This window comes from Solicola gregarius (assembly GCF_025790165.1).
GTDB classification, from domain to species: domain Bacteria; phylum Actinomycetota; class Actinomycetes; order Propionibacteriales; family Nocardioidaceae; genus Solicola; species Solicola gregarius.
The window spans coordinates 3,707,225-3,724,394 of sequence record NZ_CP094970.1; the positions used below are offsets into that span (position 1 = coordinate 3,707,225).

Below are 17,170 nucleotides of genomic sequence, written 5' to 3' on the forward strand. Positions count from 1 at the left end.
ACAAGAACCGTCCAGAGGAGCTAGCTGCTGTGTTCGACAACGGCCACCAGTACATCGCGGGGGAGTTGCGCACCGGCACGGGTGATCGCGACGTCGAGATCGTCAACCCTGCGACCGGAGCCGTCCTCGCGACACCCGATCTCGCGTCGGCCGCAGACGTCGACGCCGCCGTACGCGCGGCCCGCGACGGGTACGCGACCTGGTCGCGGGTGACCCCCGCCGAGCGATCCGATGCAATGCACGCGTTCGCGGCCGAGCTCCGGACGCGCAGTGAAGACCTCGCCCGGGCCGAGACGCTGCAGACCGGTAAGCCGATCCGGATGTCACGCGACTTCGACATCGCGGGCAGCATCGACAACGTCGCGTTCTTCGCCGGCACTGCCCGCCACCTCCCCGGGCTCGCGAGCGGTGAGTACTCCGGCGAGCACACGTCCACGATCCGCCGTGAGCCGATCGGGGTCGTCGGCTCCATCGCGCCGTGGAACTACCCGCTGCAGATGGCTGCGTGGAAGGTCCTTCCGGCGATCGCGGCGGGCAACACCATCGTGCTCAAGGCGGCCGAGATCACCCCGTACACCGCGCTGATGTTCGCCGAGGCAGCCACGACGGCGGGCATTCCGGCGGGCGTGATCAACGTCCTGACCGGCACCGGCCCGGTCGCCGGTGAGGCACTCGTCGGCCACCGGGACGTCTCGATGGTGAGCTTCACCGGCTCGACGGCCGTCGGTACGCGCGTGGGCGCGATCGCCGCGGGCGCCGCGAAGCGCGTGCACCTCGAGCTCGGCGGCAAGGCGCCGCTCGTGGTCTTCGACGACGCCGATCTCGATGCGGCGATCCACGGCGCCGTCGCGGGCTCCTGCATCAACACCGGCCAGGACTGCACCGCGGCAACCCGGGCGATCGTGCACGAGTCGCTGTACGACGCGTTCTGTGACGGTGTCGCCGACATCATGGCCTCGATGCGCCTCGGCGATCCGCACGACGACGACACCGACCTCGGACCGCTCTCGTCGCAGCGCCACCTCGAGCGCGTACGTACGCACGTCGAGAAGGCGAAGGCGAACGGCGCGACCGTGCGCTCGGGCTCGCTGCCACGTGGGGCCGAGTACGCGGAGGGCTCGTTCTTCCCGCCCACCTTGGTGACGGGCATCGACCGCGACGCAGCGATCATGCACGACGAGGTGTTCGGTCCCGTCCTGGCGGCGGTGCCGTTCGGCTCCGACGACGAGGCACTCGAGATCGCCAACGACACGCCGTACGGGCTGGCGGCGTCCGCCTGGACGCGTGACCTCAACCGCGCGAACCGCGCGAGCCGCGAGATCCAGGCCGGCTGCGTCTGGATCAACGACCACATCCCGATCATCTCGGAGATGCCGCACGGCGGATACAAGCAGTCGGGCTTCGGCAAGGACATGAGCGCGTACTCGTTCGAGGAGTACACCCAGGTCAAGCACGTGATGGTCGAGAACACCGCGGTGCCCCGCAAGGACTGGCACCGCATCGTGTTCGCCGACCGCTCCGGGGAGACATCGTGAGCGGCCCGAGCAGGCGCACGGTTCTGCGCGGAGCTGGCGCCGCGGCGTTCGGCGTCGGAAGCCTTGCGGTGCTGCTGCTGTTCGATGCGCCGGGTACGCGCATCGAGGCGGGTACGTGCGTGAGCACCGACGTGTCCGACAGCGAGCCGGAGCTGATCATCTCGAACTGGCCCGCCTACATCGACCCGCCGAAGAAGCCCGGCTCGACGTTGAAGACGTTCGAGCAGCGCACCGGCATCAGCGTCACGTACAACGTCGACTACAACGACAACGCGGAGTTCTACGCGAAGGTACGCAACCAGCTGGGCGCCTGCGAGCCGGTCAAGCGGGACATGTTCATGTCGACCGACTGGATGGCGGCCCGGATGGTGAGCTCCGGCTGGATCCAGAAGTTGGACGCCAAACGCGTACCGAACCTGCACGACAACCTGCTGCCGTCGTTGAAGAACCGCAAGTGGGACCCCGACCGTGAGTACTCCGCACCGTGGCAGAGCGGCTTGACCGGCATCGCGTACAACGCGGCGAAGACCAGCGAGGTGCGCTCGATGGAGGAGCTGCTGACCCGCGACGACCTCAAAGGTCGGGTGACGCTGCTGTCCGAGATGTACGACACGATGATCTTCATGCTGATCCGGGTCGGCGCCGATCCGCTCGACTTCGATGACGACGAGTGGGCCGACGCGATCGACAACCTGCGCGAGGTCGTCGACTCCGGGCAGATCCGGGCGTTCACCGGCAACGAGTACCTGCAGGACCTCCAGGCCGGCAACATCGTCGCGTGCGAGGCGTGGTCGGGCGACATCATCCAGGCGCAGTTCGACAACCCGGACATCAAGTTCGTCGTACCGGAGGAGGGGCTGTCGCTGTGGAGCGACAACATGCTCGTCCCCAACAAAGCCGAGCACAAGGCGAACGCCGAGGAGTGGATCGACTACTACTACGAGCCCGAGGTCGCCGCGAGACTCGCCGCCTGGGTCAACTACATCTGCCCGGTGAAGGGTGCGCGCGAGGCGATGGAGAAGGTCGATCCGAGCCTGGTCGACAACGAGTTGATCTTCCCCGACGACGAGATGCTTGCGAACGCCGTCGACCTGATGCCGCTCGATGCCGATCAGACCCGCAGATACGAAGGAGACTGGGCCGATGTCACAGGTGGCTAGCACAAACGGGGACAAGGGCGATCTCCGGCTGGAGACGCTGACGAAGGAGTTCGGCACATTCACGGCCGTCGACGCGATCGATCTCGTCGTACCGCAGGGCCACTTCTTCGCCCTGCTCGGTCCGTCCGGATGCGGCAAGACGACCACGCTGCGGATGGTCGCCGGCCTCGAGACGCCGACGAGCGGCCACATCATGCTCGGCGAGCGCGAGGTGACGTACGAGAAGCCGTATCGTCGTCCGGTCAACACCGTGTTCCAGAACTACGCGCTCTTCCCACACCTCGACATCTTCGAGAACATCGCGTTCGGGCTGCGCCGTCGCAAGGTCAGCGACGTACGCGAGCAGGTCGGCGCGATGCTGAGCCTGGTCGAGCTCGAGTCACAGGCGAAGAAGATGCCGTCGCAGCTGTCGGGCGGTCAGCAGCAGCGCGTCGCGCTCGCGCGGGCGTTGATCAACGAGCCCGAGGTGCTGCTCCTCGACGAGCCGCTCGGAGCACTGGATCTCAAGCTGCGAAGGGCGATGCAGATCGAGCTGAAGCGCATCCAGACCGAGGTCGGCCTCACCTTCGTGCACGTCACACACGATCAGGAGGAGGCCATGACGATGGCCGACACGATCGCGGTGATGAACGCCGGCGTGATCGAGCAGATGGGCCCGCCGTCGGTGCTGTACGACAACCCGGCCACGACGTACGTCGCGAACTTCCTCGGCCAGTCCAACCTCATCGCCGGCGAGATCGTCGGCAACGACGCCGACTCCCTGGTCGTCGAGATGCAGGGTACGAAGGCTTCGATCCCCAGGGATCGCGCGCACACCGACTCCGGCGCGGGATGGGTCGGCATCCGACCCGAGAAGGTGCTGATCTCCGAGATCGACGGTGTGCTCGACGCCCCCGGAAGCCGCATCGCCGGCGGCGTCATCTCCGACGTCAGCTTCGTCGGCGTCAGTACGCAGTATCTCGTCAAGATGCCGTGGGGCCAGGAGCTGATGGTGTTCGAGCAGAACACCGGCCATCGTGGGTTGTTCCAGGTCGGCACGCCGGTCGACCTGTCCTGGCATCCGGAGTACGCATTCCTGCTCGACGCCGACCAGGACGTCGAGGCGGGGCGGCAGCTCGAGGATGCCGCGGTATGACGACCGACGTACGCGAGGCGCGGCAGGCAAGGCCGCGGCGCAGGATCCCCACCGGATACCTGCTGATGATTCCCGGCGTCGCGTGGCTGTTCGTCTTCTTCGTGGTGCCGTTCTACTCGCTGGTCGCGACCAGCCTGTACGACCCCGACGGCTCGGTGCTCGACGGGTACGACATGACGTACCACTTCGCCAACTACGCCGATGCCCTGAGCGAGTACTGGGGCCCGCTCGTCCGATCGCTCGTCTTCGGCGGCATCGCGACGCTGCTCTGCCTGATCATCGGGTACGTGCTGGCGTACGCGATCGCGTTCAAGGCCGGCCGTTGGAAGAACCTCATGCTGGTGCTCGTCATCGCGCCGTTCTTCACCAGCTTCCTGGTGCGCACGCTGTCGTGGAAGCTGATCCTCGCCGACGACGGCTGGGTGGTGAACACCCTGCAGTTCCTGCAGATCGTGGGCGCCGACGGCCGCGTCCTGGCAACGCCCGTCGCGGTCGTCGCCGGGCTGACGTACAACTTCCTGCCGTTCATGGTGCTGCCGTTGTACGCGAGCCTGGAGAAGATCGACGGGCGGCTGATCGAGGCCGCCACCGACCTGTACGCCTCGCCCGTTCGCGGCTTCGCGAAGGTCACCTGGCCGCTGTCGATGCCCGGCGTCGTTGCCGGCACCCTGCTGACGTTCATTCCGGCCACGGGTGACTACATCAACGCCCAGCTACTGGGCAGCCCGAACGAGCGGATGGTCGGCAGCGTGATCCAGAACCTCTTCACCGACGCCGGCGACTACCCGGCCGCGGGTGCCATGTCGGTCACCCTGATGGCGCTGATCGTCGTCATGGTCATCGCGTACGCGCGCCGCTCCGGAGCGGAGGACCTCGTATGACACCGATGCAACGCGTCGGCCGCTGGATCGCCGACCACGTGGTCATGGCGCTCGGCATCATCGTGCTCATCTACACGTTCATCCCGATCGCGATCGTCGTGCTGATGAGCTTCAGCAAGCCGAGCAAGGCGTACGTCTTCAACGGCTTCACGCTCGACAACTGGGCAAACCCCTGCGCGTCCGAGGGCATGTGCTCGGCGGTCGTACGCAGTGTCGAGATCGGCCTGCTCGCGACGATCTCGGCGACGGTGCTCGGCACGTTGATCGCGTTCGCGCTCGTACGCCATCGGTTCGCCGGGCGTACGACGGCCAACGTGCTGATCTTCCTGCCGATGGCCGCACCCGAGATCGTGATGGGCTCGTCGCTGCTCGCACTGTTCGTATCGGCCGGATTCGGCGGCCGGCTCGGCTTCTGGACGATCCTGATCGCCCACATCACGTTCTGCATCTCGTTCGTCGTGGTGACGGTGAAGGCGCGACTGTCGGGCCTCGACGCATCCCTCGAACAGGCGGCGATGGACCTCTACGCCAACGAGCGCGAGACGTTCTGGCGGGTGACGTTCCCGCTGGTCTTCCCCGGCATTCTGGCGGCGGCGTTGCTGAGCTTCTCGCTGTCGTTCGACGACTTCATCATCACCAACCTCAACGCCGGTACGACGACGACCTTCCCGATGTTCGTCTGGGGCTCCGCGCTGCGCGGCGTACCGATGCAGGTCAATGTCGTCGGCACCGTGATGTTCCTCGTGGCGATCATCATCGTGGTGGTGCCCGAGATCTCGCGGCGGCGCAGGGCGAACGCCGCATGAGCGATCTGGCCGAGCGCGTCCGGCGGGCGAAACCGGAGCCGTTCTGGCTCGATGACGACGCGTCCCCGGAGCCGCTGCCTCCACTCGCGCACGACGTAAGTACCGACCTGCTCGTGGTCGGCGGTGGCTACTCCGGCCTGTGGTCGGCGCTGCTCGCGAAGGAACGTCACCCCGACCGCGCCGTGATGCTGGTCGAGGCGGGCACGTGTGGTGGCGAGGCGAGCGGACGCAACGGCGGCTTCTGCGAGGCCAGCCTGACGCACGGGTTCGACAACGGGCTGTCGCGCTGGCCCGACGACCTGCCCGCACTCTTGCGCATGGGACGCGAGAACCTCGACGAGATCGAGGCCGCCGTGTCGCGGTACGGCATCGACTGCAACTTCGAGCGCAACGGCGAGCTCGACGTCGCGACGGATGAGTATCAGGTCGACGAGCTACGCGATGCCGCGGCCGCGATGAGTGCGTACGGTCTGCCGGCCACGTTCGTCGAGCGCGACGATGCCCGGGCGCGTTTCGACTCGCCGGCGGTACTCGCGGCACTGCACGATCCCGATGTCGCGCTGGTCGAACCGGCCCGGCTGGCCTGGGGTCTGCGCTCCGCGTGCCTCGAGGCGGGCGTCGAGATCTTCGAGAGCTCACACGCGTCGGCGATCGACCGCGATGACGCAGGTGTGCGCGTACGTGTGGGCGACCGGACCGTGCAGGCGAGGCGCGTCATCCTGGCGACCAACGCATTTCCACCGCTGCTTCGCCGGCTGCGGTTGATGACGGTGCCGGTCTACGACTACGCGCTGGTGACCGACCCCCTGAGCGATCTGCAGCGCAAGGAGATCGGCTGGGCGGGACGCGAGGGGGTCGGCGACAGCGGCAACCAGTTCCACTACCTCCGACTCACCCGCGACAACCGGATCCTGTTCGGCGGCTACGACGCGATCTACCACTACGGCAACGGGATTCGCCGATCGTACGAACAGCGGCAGGCGACGTTCGAAACGCTGGGCCGGCATTTCGAGGAGTACTTCCCGGCGCTGCAGGGCATCGGCTTCAGTCACCGCTGGGGCGGCGTCATCGACACGTCGACGCAGTTCTGTGCGTTCTACGGCACGGCGTACGACGGCGCGGTCGCGTACGCGCTCGGGTTCACCGGGCTCGGCGTCGGCGCGACCCGGTTCGCCGCGCTCGTCATGCTCGACCTCCTCGACGGAGCGAAGACCGAGCGCACCGAGCTCGAGATGGTGCGCCGGAAGCCACTGCCGTTCCCGCCCGAGCCGGCGCGGTACGCCGGCGTACAGCTGACCCGCTGGTCGCTTGCGAAGGCAGACGCCAACCAGGGCAAGCGAAACGCGTGGCTCAAGCTGACCGATGCGCTGGGGCTCGGCTTCGACTCCTGACGCCGAACCCCCGCGAGCCGCACGTTGTTGCGGGAAACGCCCGGCGTGTCGCACAACAGCGTGCGGCTCAGCTGGTGGCTCGACCTCGCGCGAGGTGAGAGGCTGCGGGCATGGCCACATCGAGTACGCATGCGGAGCTGGCGAAGCGGCACGAGGCGGTGATGCCGTCCTGGCTGTCGCTGTTCTACGAGCGTCCGATCGAGATCGCGAGCGGCGACGGCTGCCGCGTCACCGACGGCGAGGGGCGTACGTACCTCGACTTCTTCGCCGGCATCCTCACCAACATGCTGGGCTACAACGTCCCCGAGGTACGCGACGCGATCAAGGCGCAGGCCGACCGCGGGGTCGTACACACCTCGACGCTGTACCTGATCCGGCAGCAGGTCGACCTCGCCGAGAAGATCGCGTCGCTGTCGGGCATCCCGGACGCGAAGGTGTTCTTCACCGCGTCCGGCACCGAGGCCAACGAGGCGGCGCTGCTGATCGCGACGCAGTACCGCCGCAGCAACCAGGTCATCGCGCTTCGTAACAGCTACCACGGGAGGGCGTTCGCCACCGTCGGCATCACCGGCAACCGCGGTTGGTCGGCCTCGAGCCTGACTCCCGTCAACACGATCTATGCGCAGAGCGGCTATCGGTTCAGGTCGAGCTTCCGTGAGCTGGACGACGCCGCGTACATCGCCGCGTGTGCGGAGGATCTGCGCGAGCTGATGGTGACGAGTACGTCGGGCGACGTCGCGTGCATGATCGCCGAACCCATCCAGGGCGTCGGAGGTTTCGCCACGCCTCCGGACGGGCTGTTCGCGGCGTACAAGGAGATCCTCGACGAGACCGGCATCCTGTTCGTCTCCGACGAGGTACAGACGGGGTGGGGTCGTACCGGTGACCACTTCTGGGGCATCGGCGCGCACGGCGTCACTCCCGACGCGATGACATTCGCGAAGGGGCTCGGTAACGGCGCGTCAATCGGCGGCGTCGTCGCGCGTGGCGAGGTGATGGACTGCCTGCAGGCCAACTCGATCTCGACGTTCGGCGGCAACCCGCTGTCGACGGCGGCCGCGAACGCCACGCTCGACTACGCGCTGTCGCACGACCTGCAGGGCAACGCTGCGCGGGTCGGTGCCGTGCTGATAGAGGGCCTGCGGGCAGCGTGCGCCGACCTCGCGTACGTCGGTGAGGTACGCGGGCGCGGCCTGATGATCGGCATCGAGCTGGTCGCCGCCGATGGTCGTACGCCCGACGTCGCCGCGGCCGCTCGCGTACTCGAGGCCGCCCGCGAGCGTGGTCTGCTGATCGGCAAGGGCGGACTGCACGGCAACTGCCTGCGGATCGCGCCGCCGCTCACGCTCACCGAGTCCGAGGCACGGGAGGGGCTGGCGATGCTGGTGGATGCATTGCGAACGTCCTGACGTCACTTTACCCCGCGCGTACATCAAAGTTCCCGCCGAGGTACGAATTCCTGCCAATAGGGGACCTCCTATTGGCAGGAATCCGTACCTCGGCGGGAAGTGTGAGGCAACCATCGGCGGCCGCCACCGGGTCGGGTAGGGCATGAGCGAGGAGGCTGCATTGGTTGAGGAGCTGGGGAACTCCCGGGCGCGCGCTCGGACGGCGCCGCATCCGGTGCCGTTCGAGGGGTTCGTCGCCGCACGTAGCGACCATCTGCTGCGGACGGCGTACCTCCTCACCCGTGACCATCAGCTCGCCGAAGACCTGGTGCAGACCTCGCTGGCCAAGGCATGGGGATCCTGGAAGCGCATCAAGACCGACCACGAGGCGTACGTACGCCGGATCCTCGTCAACACGTACAACAGCTGGTGGCGGCGCAAGTGGAACGGCGAACGCCCGACGGAGGCGCTGCCAGAGCACAGCGGAGCAAATCCCACCGACTCCGTCGGCGACCGCTTCGACGTCTGGGAGGCCATCGGCCGGCTGCCGAGGCGCCAGCGCGCGACGGTCGTGCTCCGCTTCTACGAGGACCTGACCGAGGCCGAGACCGCCGCGACCCTCGGCTGCACCATCGGCACCGTCAAGAGCCAGACCAGCAAGGCGCTCGCCAAGCTGCGAATCGACCCCGCACTACTCGAGACGTACGCGTCTCGCCGTCACGATGAGGGAGGGCGGCCATGAACCTCGACGACCTGCGCGCCGAGCTCGACGCCCGTGCCAACGACCTCGACCCGCGCTCGACCGGCCGGATGGCTGGCATCCGCGCCAAGATCGCCCAGCGCCGCCGTCGCAAGGCCGGCGCCACCGTCGCCGCGAGCGTGCTCGCCGTCGGCGCGATCGTCGGCGTACCCGTGGTGAGCCACCTGTCGACGGCGCCGGAGCCCGCGAACGGCGGACCGTTCCCCGAGCAGGTCGACGGCGACACGAGGATCGCGTCGGTCATCGGTGACGAGGGCGACAGCACGGTCACGCTGGAGTTCACGCCCGACGACACCGACTTCCTGCTGGACATCGACTGCGACGACGTCGACCCGGGAGTTGCACGTGCTCGGGTCAACGGACGATGGACCAGCGCAATCTGTGGAAGTGCCGCGTCGGGTGTGTCGAGCGGCGAGGTCGGCGGAGTGATCTCGCCCGCGAAAGTCCGGCGGCTGTGGGAGCGAATGGGCGTACGCGCCGGCGAGCCAGTGACGATCACGGTGCGGGCGGCGGACTTAGCGCTCAAGCCAACGCAGTCGACCAAGGGCACCATCGGCGTCGCGGCGTACGCCATGACGGGGGAGCGCCGCAATGTGCTCGGTGTCTCGCTGCCCGAGGAGAAGACGGTGGACGGCGAGACGTACGCGCTGGCCGACGACGGTTACACGGTCGGTCCCACTCGGCCGAAGGGGACGCAGAGGCAGTACGCGCCGGAGTCGGACGGGGCGATGCTCGTGACGTACGGCTCTCCTGACCGCGGGGCACTCACGCGGATAACGATCGATGGCGCGCAGGAGACGACGGGCGGTGTCTCGTCCGAGCTCCTGCCCAGTGGGGGCGCACGTACGCTCAGCGTCCGCAACCTGTCCGACGACAAGTGGGCACGGCTCGTCGTCGCGGCCTACACGCCCGTCGAGGACGATGAGGACACGAAACCCCCGACTCTGTCGATCCCGGACACCACAGATGCGCGTGATCCGCTGATCGCGTCGGACGTCGGCGAGCCGGGCGAGACCGTCTTTCGATCCACCTTCACGCCGAAGGACGCGAACGTGGCCGTCGGTACCGCATGCACCCTCGGCGGGCAAGACAGCGATGACGTCCGGGTGAAGATGACGATGAACGGCCGACACACCCTGTCGGGTGAATGCCAGTCGTTCGACGGCGAGCTGGACCGCGGCGACAGTCCGGAGTCGAATCGTGCCGCCTGGGGTGAGTTCGGCATTGTGGCGGGAGAGCCGGTCGAGGTGGTGATCCGGGCACGCGCCAAGGACGGATCCGACGTCTCGCTCGACGACATCCAGCTCGGCTTCGGCGTGTACGAGCGCAGCGCGCCGCGTACGTCGGTGAACGGCTTCGTGCTGGACGATTGCCGCCGCTGGCGTGGTCGGTGGTACAAGCTCGTCGACTACAAGAGCGTCGATGTCGATGGCGACACCCGCGAGGCCGCGATCCGCGTGCCGGAGACGGGCGTGAACGCGCTGGTCGGGCACGGGTACAGCGGAGGCAACGGCGGCGCGATCCGCGCGGTGATCGACGGGCAACCATTCATGTACGCAAGGCCCAATGGTTCGAGTGACGCCGCTGTCGGGGTCGACCCCATCGGCCGCGGGACCCAAGACGTCGCGATCCGGTCGGGCCGCAACGTCCACGGTGGAAAGCTCGTGATCGCGTACTACCTGCCCGAGGAGTAACGCAAGAATGGTCCTTTGACCGGCTCTTGCCGGTCAAAGGACCATTCGTCCGTCAATCCGTACGCGCCGGCGCCACGAAGGAGCCGTCTCGCGCACCGGCACGTACGAAGCCCTACAGCAGGTCCTGCGCCCGGGTGAGTACGTCGCGCAGGATGCCCTCCATCTCGTCGAAGTGCTGTTGGTCGCAGATCAGCGGGGGAGCGACCTGGATGACGGGGTCGCCGCGGTCGTCGGCGCGGCAGTACAGCCCGCCGTCGAACAGCGCCTTGGAGAGGAAGCCGCGCAGCAGCCGCTCGGACTCCTCGTCGTTGAAGGTCTCCTTGGTCGCCTTGTCCTTGACCAGCTCGATGCCGTAGAAGTACCCGTCGCCGCGTACGTCGCCGACGATGTCGAGGTCGGTCAGCTTCTCCAGCGTCGAGCGGAACGCCGCCTCGTTGCGTCGTACGTTGCCGTTCAGGTCCTCGCGTTCGAAGATGTCGAGGTTGGCCATCGCGACGGCCGTCGAGACCGGGTGACCGCCGAAGGTGTAGCCGTGCGCGAACGAGTTCTGGCCTTCGAGGAACGGCTCCATCAGCTTGTCGCTCGCGATGAGAGCACCGAGCGGCGAGTAGCCCGAGGTGAGGCCCTTCGCGCAGGTGATCATGTCGGGCTGGTAGCCGTAGCGCTCCGCTCCGAACATCTCGCCGAGCCGGCCGTACGCGCAGATGACCTCGTCGGAGATCAGCAGCACGTCGTTCTCGTCGCAGATCTCGCGTACGCGCTGGAAGTACCCGGGCGGCGGCGGGAAGCAGCCGCCGGAGTTCTGCACCGGCTCGAGGATGACCGCGGCGACGGTGTCGGCGCCCTCGAACTCGATCGCCTCCGCGATCCGGTTGGCGGCCCACTGCCCGAAGGCCTCGGGGTCGTCGCCGTGCACCGAGGCGCGGTAGATGTTGGTGTTCGGTACCCGGAACGTGCTCGGTACGAGCGGCTCGAACGGCGCCTTCATCTCCGGGATGCCCGTGATCGACAGCGCGCCCTGCGGGGTGCCGTGGTACGCGACGGCGCGGCTGATCACCTTGTGCTTCGTCGGCTTGCCGGTCAGCTTGAAGTACTGCTTCGCGAGCTTCCACGCGGACTCGACGGCCTCGCCACCGCCGGAGGTGAAGAACACCCGGTTCAGGTCGCCGGGCGCGTACCCTGCGACGCGGTCGGCGAGCTCGATGGCCGGCGGGTGCGCGTACGACCACAGGGGGAAGAACGCCAGCTCGCGGGCCTGCTTCGCAGCGGCCTGCGCGAGCTCCTCGCGACCGTGGCCGGCCTGCACGACGAACAGTCCGGAAAGCGCGTCGAGGTAGCGCTTCCCCGAGGCATCGGTGATGTACGCGCCCTCACCCTTGACGATGATCGGCACGTCGGAGGTGTCGTACGTCGAGTGCCGGGTGAAGTGCATCCACAGGTGGTCCTTCGCCTGCTTCTGCAGTACGTCGGAGTCCGGGCGCGGTGTCTCGGTCATGGTGTCCTCTCAATTCTTGGGCAGCCACGGCCAGTATGACTAACGATCGGGCCAATTCACAAGGGATTCCGTTGGATGACTTCTGAATCGATACGGATTTCGTAGCCGGAACGTATCGGCCTCACTGAACCACGTGCCCGAGCGCGTGCAGCGCGAGCCACAGGTGAACGCGGTCGCGGGTCTCCGACAGCGAGCGACCGGTCAGTGACTCGATCTGGGTCAACCGGTAGCGAACGGTGTTGCGATGCACGAAGAGCCGCTCGGCGGTGTCGTTCACCGATCCGCCGACCTCCAGGAACGTCGTCAGCGTGGTCAGCAGCGGACGGTCGGGCGGGTCCTGCTCGAGCAGCGGCCCGAGCGTCGCCTCGCCGAGCTCTCGGATCGGCAGCTCCGGGTTGGCCGTCAGGAGCCGCTCGAGGCTCAGCGGCGCACCCTGGTGGATGCCCGGACCGCGGGCCAGCGCGTCGCGCGCCTCGAGGAAGCTCCATCGCAGACCGTCCACACCGCTGTAGTAGCCGCCGAGGCCGACGGCTGCGTTGCGGCCGAGCGTACGAAGCGCGTGCAGCACCGTCGGGGCGGAGTCGCGGGTGACTCCCTCGCTGCCGAAGATCAGCGCGAGGTACCGGTCGACCTGCGCCGTGACGACGTGCCCCTCCGGGTCGATGTCGGGGCCGAGCAGCGGCCACGGCAGCGTACGAAGGGCGTGCGGGTCGGCCTCGACGACGCCGAGCAGCACCCGATGCCCGCCGTGGAAGTCGAGCCCGAACGCCTCGAGTCGTCGGGTGGCCTCGGCGTGCGTCAGCGCCGACCGGACGACGTCCTCCATGATCTGGCCGATCTGCTCGCGGCGGCCCTGCTGGACGGCCTGGCGCCGCTGCATCTCGAGCCCGACCAGGCTCACCGCGAACTGCATCAGATCGTCGTTGCGCCTGCTCGCCTGTGTCGCCAGTACCGCCACCTGCCGCCCGTGCGTGGCCACGGGCAGTACGTACGCCTCCTGATGTGCGCCCTCGAACACGTCGACAGTCGTGGGCCGCTGCAGCTGGTGCAGTCGGCGTACGAGCGCGGTCGCGGGCCAGGCGACGCGAACGGGTGCGCTCGCGAGCACGTTCGCCTGCTGGTCGATCACGGCGACATTGCCGCCGACCTGGTGTCGCAGCTCCTCGCAGAATGCGGGGAGTCCGCCGCCGGTCAGCAGGTGCTCGGCGAGGCGTTCGTGGACGGCGAGGAGCCGGCTCAGCTTTCGCGTGTGCGCGTTGACATCGCGATCCGACACCCAGCGGGTGATCGCGATGAACGGCGTCTCGTACGGCACCTCGAGAACCGGGACGCGATGCTCCTCGGCGGCCTTGACGAGCGCCCGCGGTATCCGGTCGTGGCCGAGGCCGACGCCGAAGCCGATGGCGGCCGCACCGACTGCCGCGGCGCACTTGACGAAGTGCGCCTGGTCCTTGGTCGACCGCAGGCGTACGCCGGTGGTCAGCACCAGCTCGTCGCGCTCCATGAACGGCGTCGGATCGACCTGTTCGGTCACCGACGCCCACCGTACGGGTTGGTCCAGCGCGGCCTCGCAGGCGCGGATGCACAGCCCGAATCGCCCCTCGGACATGACGTCCCGGACCGTCGTCATCAAGCCACCGTAGTTCACGCTGTGCACCTGCACAGCGATACGCCGTCATCTTGGACAAATGCCTGTCGTGCGCGCATCCGCGACTCCCTATCTTCTTACGCAACCTCGTACGAGATTCAACGAACGCGCACCGCAAAGGCGACAGGATGACGACACCCGCAGTAGCGATCACCGGTCTGGAGAAGCGATTCGGCGACGTGACGGCGGTCGACGGCGTCGACCTCGAGATCGCATCGGGAGAGTTCTTCTCGATGCTCGGTCCCTCCGGCTCGGGCAAGACCACCGTGCTGCGGACGATCGCGGGATTCGAGACGCCGACGAGCGGCACCATCCGCCTCGACGGCGAGGACGTCACCCCCCTCGCGCCGTTCGAGCGCAACGTCACGACGGTGTTCCAGGACTATGCGCTCTTTCCGCACATGACGGTGGTCGACAACGTCGCGTACGGCCTGCGTGTCCGCGGCATGGCGCGGGCGGAGCGCCGCGAGCGCGCCGCCGAGGCACTGAGTACGGTCGCCCTCTCGGGGTACGAGCAGCGCCGACCGACCCAGCTGTCCGGCGGTCAGCGGCAACGCGTCGCGCTCGCCCGCGCCCTCGTCGTCGACCCTGCCGTGCTGCTGCTCGACGAGCCGCTCGGCGCGCTGGACCTCAAGCTGCGCGAGCAGATGCAGGTCGAGCTCAAGCAGATCCAGCGCGATGTCGGCATCACCTTCATCTTCGTGACGCACGACCAGCAGGAGGCGCTCACGATGAGCGACCGGGTCGCCGTCTTCAACGAGGGCCGCATCCAGCAGATCGGATCGGCGCAGGACGTGTACGAGCGACCGGCATCTGAGTTCGTCGCCGGGTTCGTCGGCACCTCCAACCTGCTCGAGGGCGAGGCGGCACGCAGGATCGTCGGGCGTGACGGCACCTTCGCCGTACGACCCGAGAAGCTCGAGGTCCAACCGGACCTGTCACGGCCGGTCGATGACGGGCTGCTGAGCGCCGACGGCGTACTCACGGAGAACGTGTACGCCGGCGCGACCACGCGGCTCGTCGTCGACCTGGATGTAGGAGCGCGGCTGACCGTTCTCACCCAGAACAACAGCCGCGCGGCACTCGAGGCGACGCGGGGCGACCGCGTCCGGGTCGCCTTCGCCGCGCAGGACTGTCTGGCGCTCACCGGTGAGCGCGGGGCGTAAAGCCACAACCTAAGGAGCCAACAAATGACGAACGGACACGGTCGTAGAAGGAGTTTCCAGGTCGCTGCGCTCGCCAGCGCCGGCGTCCTCGCGCTCGCGCTGAGCGGCTGCGGTACGAGCGGCGGCGACGACGAGTCGATGACGCCGGGCGGCGAGGGCTTCCAGCCGCCAGACGTGCCGATGCAGGAGGAACTCGGCGACGGCGAGGGCGAGGTCAACATCCTGGCGTGGCCGGGGTACGCCGAGGACGGGTCGAACGACCCGAAGGTCGACTGGGTGACCCCGTTCGAGAAGCAGACCGGGTGCAAGGCGAACATCAAGTACTTCGGTACGTCCGACGAGGCGGTCAGCCTGATGGGCACGGGCGACTACGACGTCGTTTCGGCCTCCGGCGACGCATCGTTGCGTCTGATCGCCGCCGGTGACGTCGCGCCGTTCAACACCGAGCTCACGCCGAACTACAAGGACATCGCGCCGTTCCTCAAGGACGGCGACTGGAACTCCGCCAACGAGGTGATGTACGGGATGCCGCACGGTTGGGGCGCGAACCTGCTGATGTACAACACCGACGACGTCAAGCCGGCGCCGACATCGTGGTCGGCGGTCTTCGACGACGCCTCGAAGTACAAGAGCCATGTGACGGCGTACGACTCGCCGATCTACATCGCCGACGCCGCGCTGTACCTGATGAAGCACCAGCCGGACCTCGGCATCGAGAACCCGTACGCGCTCGACCAGGACCAGCTCGACGCGGCCGTCGACCTGCTCAAGGAGCAGAACGCCAGCATCGGCGAGTACTGGTCGGACTACACCAAGGAGGTCAGTGCCTTCAAGTCCGGTACGTCGCAGATCGGCACGACCTGGCAGGTGATCCAGAACATCGCGGAGGTGGATGTGCCGGTCAAGTCCATCCTGCCCGAGGAGGGCTCGACCGGATGGTCCGACACCTGGATGGTCGCCGCCGAGGCCGAGCACCCGAACTGCGCGTACCTGTGGTCGGACTACATCGCCTCGCCCGAGGCGAACGCACAGGTCGCCGAGTACTTCGGTGAAGCGCCGGCGAACCTGAAGGCCTGCGACGAGACCGCGAACAAGGAGCACTGCGACATCTACCACGCGGCCGACGAGGCGTACGCCGACAAGATCCGCTACTGGACGACGCCGATCAAGGAGTGCCTCGACGGGCGTACGGACATCGAGTGCACCGACTACGCCGCGTGGACGACGGCCTGGCAAGAGATCAAGGGCTGAGGCTCCCGTCTCATGGCAACCCCAGGAGCAGCGTTCCTGCATCGGCACCCCCGCCTGCGGTTGGCGGGGGTGCTGGGCGCGCCCCTGCTGTGGCTCGGCGTGGTCTATCTCGGCGCACTCGCGGCCTTGCTGATCACCTCTCTGTGGGTGCAGGACCCGTTCACGACCGAGATCTTCCGGACGTGGACGCTCGACAACTTCCGCCAGCTCGTCACCGAGCCGCTGTACCGCGACGTGCTGGTGCGCACGATCACCATCGCGGCGTCGGTGACGGTGATCGACCTCGCGCTGGCGCTGCCGATCGCGTTCTTCATGGCGAAGGTGGCGCGACCGCGTACGGCCCGGTTGCTGGTGATCGCGTGCCTGATGCCCTTGTGGGCCAGCTATCTGGTCAAGGCGTACGCGTGGCGCCTGCTCGTCCTGGACAACGGTGTCTTCGACGCGACGTTCGGCGTCACCCCGGGCCTCGGACTCTTCGCGGTTGTCCTGACACTTTCGTACCTCTGGCTGCCGTACATGATCCTGCCGATCTATGCGGGTCTGGAACGGTTGCCCGACTCGTTGCTGGAGGCGTCGGAGGATCTCGGGGCCCGGCCGATGCGGACGTTCCTGTCGGTCGTGTGGCCGAGCCTGATCCCGAGCATGATCGCCGGCTCGATCTTCACCTTCTCGCTCAGCCTGGGCGACTACATCACCGTCGACGTGGTCGGGGGAGCATCACAGATGCTCGGCAACCTGGTCGACGAGAACCAGTCGCTGAACCTCCCTTCCGCTGCGGCGATCGCGACGTTCTCGGTCGTCGTGATGGCCATCTACCTCGCCCTGGTACGTCGTACGGGCGCGCTCGAGAAGCTGTGAGG

The 17,170-nt window shown here is 67.6% G+C and carries 14 protein-coding genes; 12 read left to right on the forward strand and 2 right to left on the reverse strand.

Going from position 1 to position 17,170, the window contains the following annotated elements; genetic code table 11:
* The first annotated feature begins 29 nt into the window (after positions 1-29).
* From L0C25_RS18205 to L0C25_RS18245, 9 genes are all read left to right on the forward strand, one after another.
* Complete coding sequence (locus tag L0C25_RS18205) at positions 30-1,535, forward strand: aminobutyraldehyde dehydrogenase (protein WP_271633151.1); 1,506 nt, start codon at positions 30-32, stop codon at positions 1,533-1,535.
* Positions 1,532-2,695: a polyamine ABC transporter substrate-binding protein gene (locus tag L0C25_RS18210; protein WP_271633152.1), complete on the forward strand. Its 1,164-nt coding sequence runs from the start codon at positions 1,532-1,534 to the stop codon at positions 2,693-2,695. The genes L0C25_RS18205 and L0C25_RS18210 overlap by 4 nt, the downstream gene beginning before the upstream one ends.
* Entirely contained in the window at positions 2,679-3,830 is a 1,152-nt protein-coding gene (locus L0C25_RS18215) for an ABC transporter ATP-binding protein (protein ID WP_271633153.1), read from the forward strand. Before L0C25_RS18210 ends, L0C25_RS18215 begins: the two co-directional genes overlap by 17 nt.
* Positions 3,827-4,711 (forward strand): ABC transporter permease, encoded by an 885-nt coding sequence (locus L0C25_RS18220; protein ID WP_271633154.1) that lies wholly within the window; start codon positions 3,827-3,829, stop codon positions 4,709-4,711. The genes L0C25_RS18215 and L0C25_RS18220 overlap by 4 nt, the downstream gene beginning before the upstream one ends.
* A complete protein-coding gene (locus tag L0C25_RS18225; protein ID WP_271633155.1) occupies positions 4,708-5,517 on the forward strand; it encodes an ABC transporter permease in 810 nt (269 codons plus the stop codon). The genes L0C25_RS18220 and L0C25_RS18225 overlap by 4 nt, the downstream gene beginning before the upstream one ends.
* On the forward strand, positions 5,514-6,908 hold the full coding sequence (locus L0C25_RS18230; protein WP_271633157.1) for an NAD(P)/FAD-dependent oxidoreductase: 1,395 nt from the start codon (positions 5,514-5,516) through the stop codon (positions 6,906-6,908). Before L0C25_RS18225 ends, L0C25_RS18230 begins: the two co-directional genes overlap by 4 nt.
* Positions 6,909-7,018: 110 nt before the next feature.
* Positions 7,019-8,317 (forward strand): aspartate aminotransferase family protein, encoded by a 1,299-nt coding sequence (locus L0C25_RS18235; protein ID WP_271633158.1) that lies wholly within the window; start codon positions 7,019-7,021, stop codon positions 8,315-8,317.
* A gap of 160 nt (positions 8,318-8,477) precedes the next feature.
* Positions 8,478-9,038 carry a SigE family RNA polymerase sigma factor gene (locus L0C25_RS18240; RefSeq protein ID WP_271633159.1) on the forward strand — a complete coding sequence of 187 codons (561 nt, stop codon included), beginning with the start codon at positions 8,478-8,480 and terminating at the stop codon, positions 9,036-9,038.
* Entirely contained in the window at positions 9,035-10,750 is a 1,716-nt protein-coding gene (locus L0C25_RS18245; protein WP_271633160.1) for a hypothetical protein, read from the forward strand. The genes L0C25_RS18240 and L0C25_RS18245 overlap by 4 nt, the downstream gene beginning before the upstream one ends.
* Positions 10,751-10,862: 112 nt before the next feature.
* Here the strand turns inward: L0C25_RS18245 and L0C25_RS18250 are convergent, their stop codons facing one another.
* Both L0C25_RS18250 and L0C25_RS18255 read right to left on the reverse strand, forming a co-directional pair.
* Positions 10,863-12,245 carry an aspartate aminotransferase family protein gene (locus L0C25_RS18250; RefSeq protein WP_271633162.1) on the reverse strand — a complete coding sequence of 461 codons (1,383 nt, stop codon included), beginning with the start codon at positions 12,243-12,245 and terminating at the stop codon, positions 10,863-10,865.
* A 121-nt stretch (positions 12,246-12,366) separates the two neighbouring features.
* The gene (locus L0C25_RS18255) at positions 12,367-13,875 is read right to left on the reverse strand and encodes a PucR family transcriptional regulator (RefSeq protein WP_271633163.1); all 1,509 of its coding nucleotides are present in this window, start codon (positions 13,873-13,875) and stop codon (positions 12,367-12,369) included.
* Between the two features lie 146 nt (positions 13,876-14,021).
* Between L0C25_RS18255 and L0C25_RS24260 the strand changes: the two genes are divergently transcribed.
* Genes L0C25_RS24260 through L0C25_RS18275 form a run of 3 tightly spaced genes read left to right on the forward strand, consistent with a single transcriptional unit; the run spans position 14,022 to position 17,168 of the window.
* On the forward strand, positions 14,022-15,059 hold the full coding sequence (locus tag L0C25_RS24260) for an ABC transporter ATP-binding protein (protein WP_408641650.1): 1,038 nt from the start codon (positions 14,022-14,024) through the stop codon (positions 15,057-15,059).
* Between the two features lie 24 nt (positions 15,060-15,083).
* Entirely contained in the window at positions 15,084-16,310 is a 1,227-nt protein-coding gene (locus L0C25_RS18270; RefSeq protein ID WP_271633164.1) for an ABC transporter substrate-binding protein, read from the forward strand.
* Between the two features lie 12 nt (positions 16,311-16,322).
* Positions 16,323-17,168, forward strand: a complete 846-nt coding sequence (locus L0C25_RS18275) for an ABC transporter permease (RefSeq protein WP_271633165.1) — start codon at positions 16,323-16,325, stop codon at positions 17,166-17,168.
* Positions 17,169-17,170 lie beyond the last annotated feature (2 nt).

Bases quoted from the DNA above. Each gene is read 5' to 3' on its own strand.
- L0C25_RS18215 (WP_271633153.1), top strand. From the start codon at position 2,679: ATGTCACAGGTGGCTAGCACAAACGGGGACAAGGGCGATCTCCGGCTG.
- L0C25_RS18220 (WP_271633154.1), top strand. From the start codon at position 3,827: ATGACGACCGACGTACGCGAGGCGCGGCAGGCAAGGCCGCGGCGCAGG.
- L0C25_RS18225 (WP_271633155.1), top strand. From the start codon at position 4,708: ATGACACCGATGCAACGCGTCGGCCGCTGGATCGCCGACCACGTGGTC.
- L0C25_RS18230 (WP_271633157.1), top strand. From the start codon at position 5,514: ATGAGCGATCTGGCCGAGCGCGTCCGGCGGGCGAAACCGGAGCCGTTC.
- L0C25_RS18235 (WP_271633158.1), top strand. From the start codon at position 7,019: ATGGCCACATCGAGTACGCATGCGGAGCTGGCGAAGCGGCACGAGGCG.
- L0C25_RS18245 (WP_271633160.1), top strand. From the start codon at position 9,035: ATGAACCTCGACGACCTGCGCGCCGAGCTCGACGCCCGTGCCAACGAC.
- L0C25_RS18250 (WP_271633162.1), bottom strand. From the start codon at position 12,245: ATGACCGAGACACCGCGCCCGGACTCCGACGTACTGCAGAAGCAGGCG.
- L0C25_RS18255 (WP_271633163.1), bottom strand. From the start codon at position 13,875: ATGACGACGGTCCGGGACGTCATGTCCGAGGGGCGATTCGGGCTGTGC.
- L0C25_RS24260 (WP_408641650.1), top strand. From the start codon at position 14,022: ATGACGACACCCGCAGTAGCGATCACCGGTCTGGAGAAGCGATTCGGC.
- L0C25_RS18270 (WP_271633164.1), top strand. From the start codon at position 15,084: ATGACGAACGGACACGGTCGTAGAAGGAGTTTCCAGGTCGCTGCGCTC.
- L0C25_RS18275 (WP_271633165.1), top strand. From the start codon at position 16,323: ATGGCAACCCCAGGAGCAGCGTTCCTGCATCGGCACCCCCGCCTGCGG.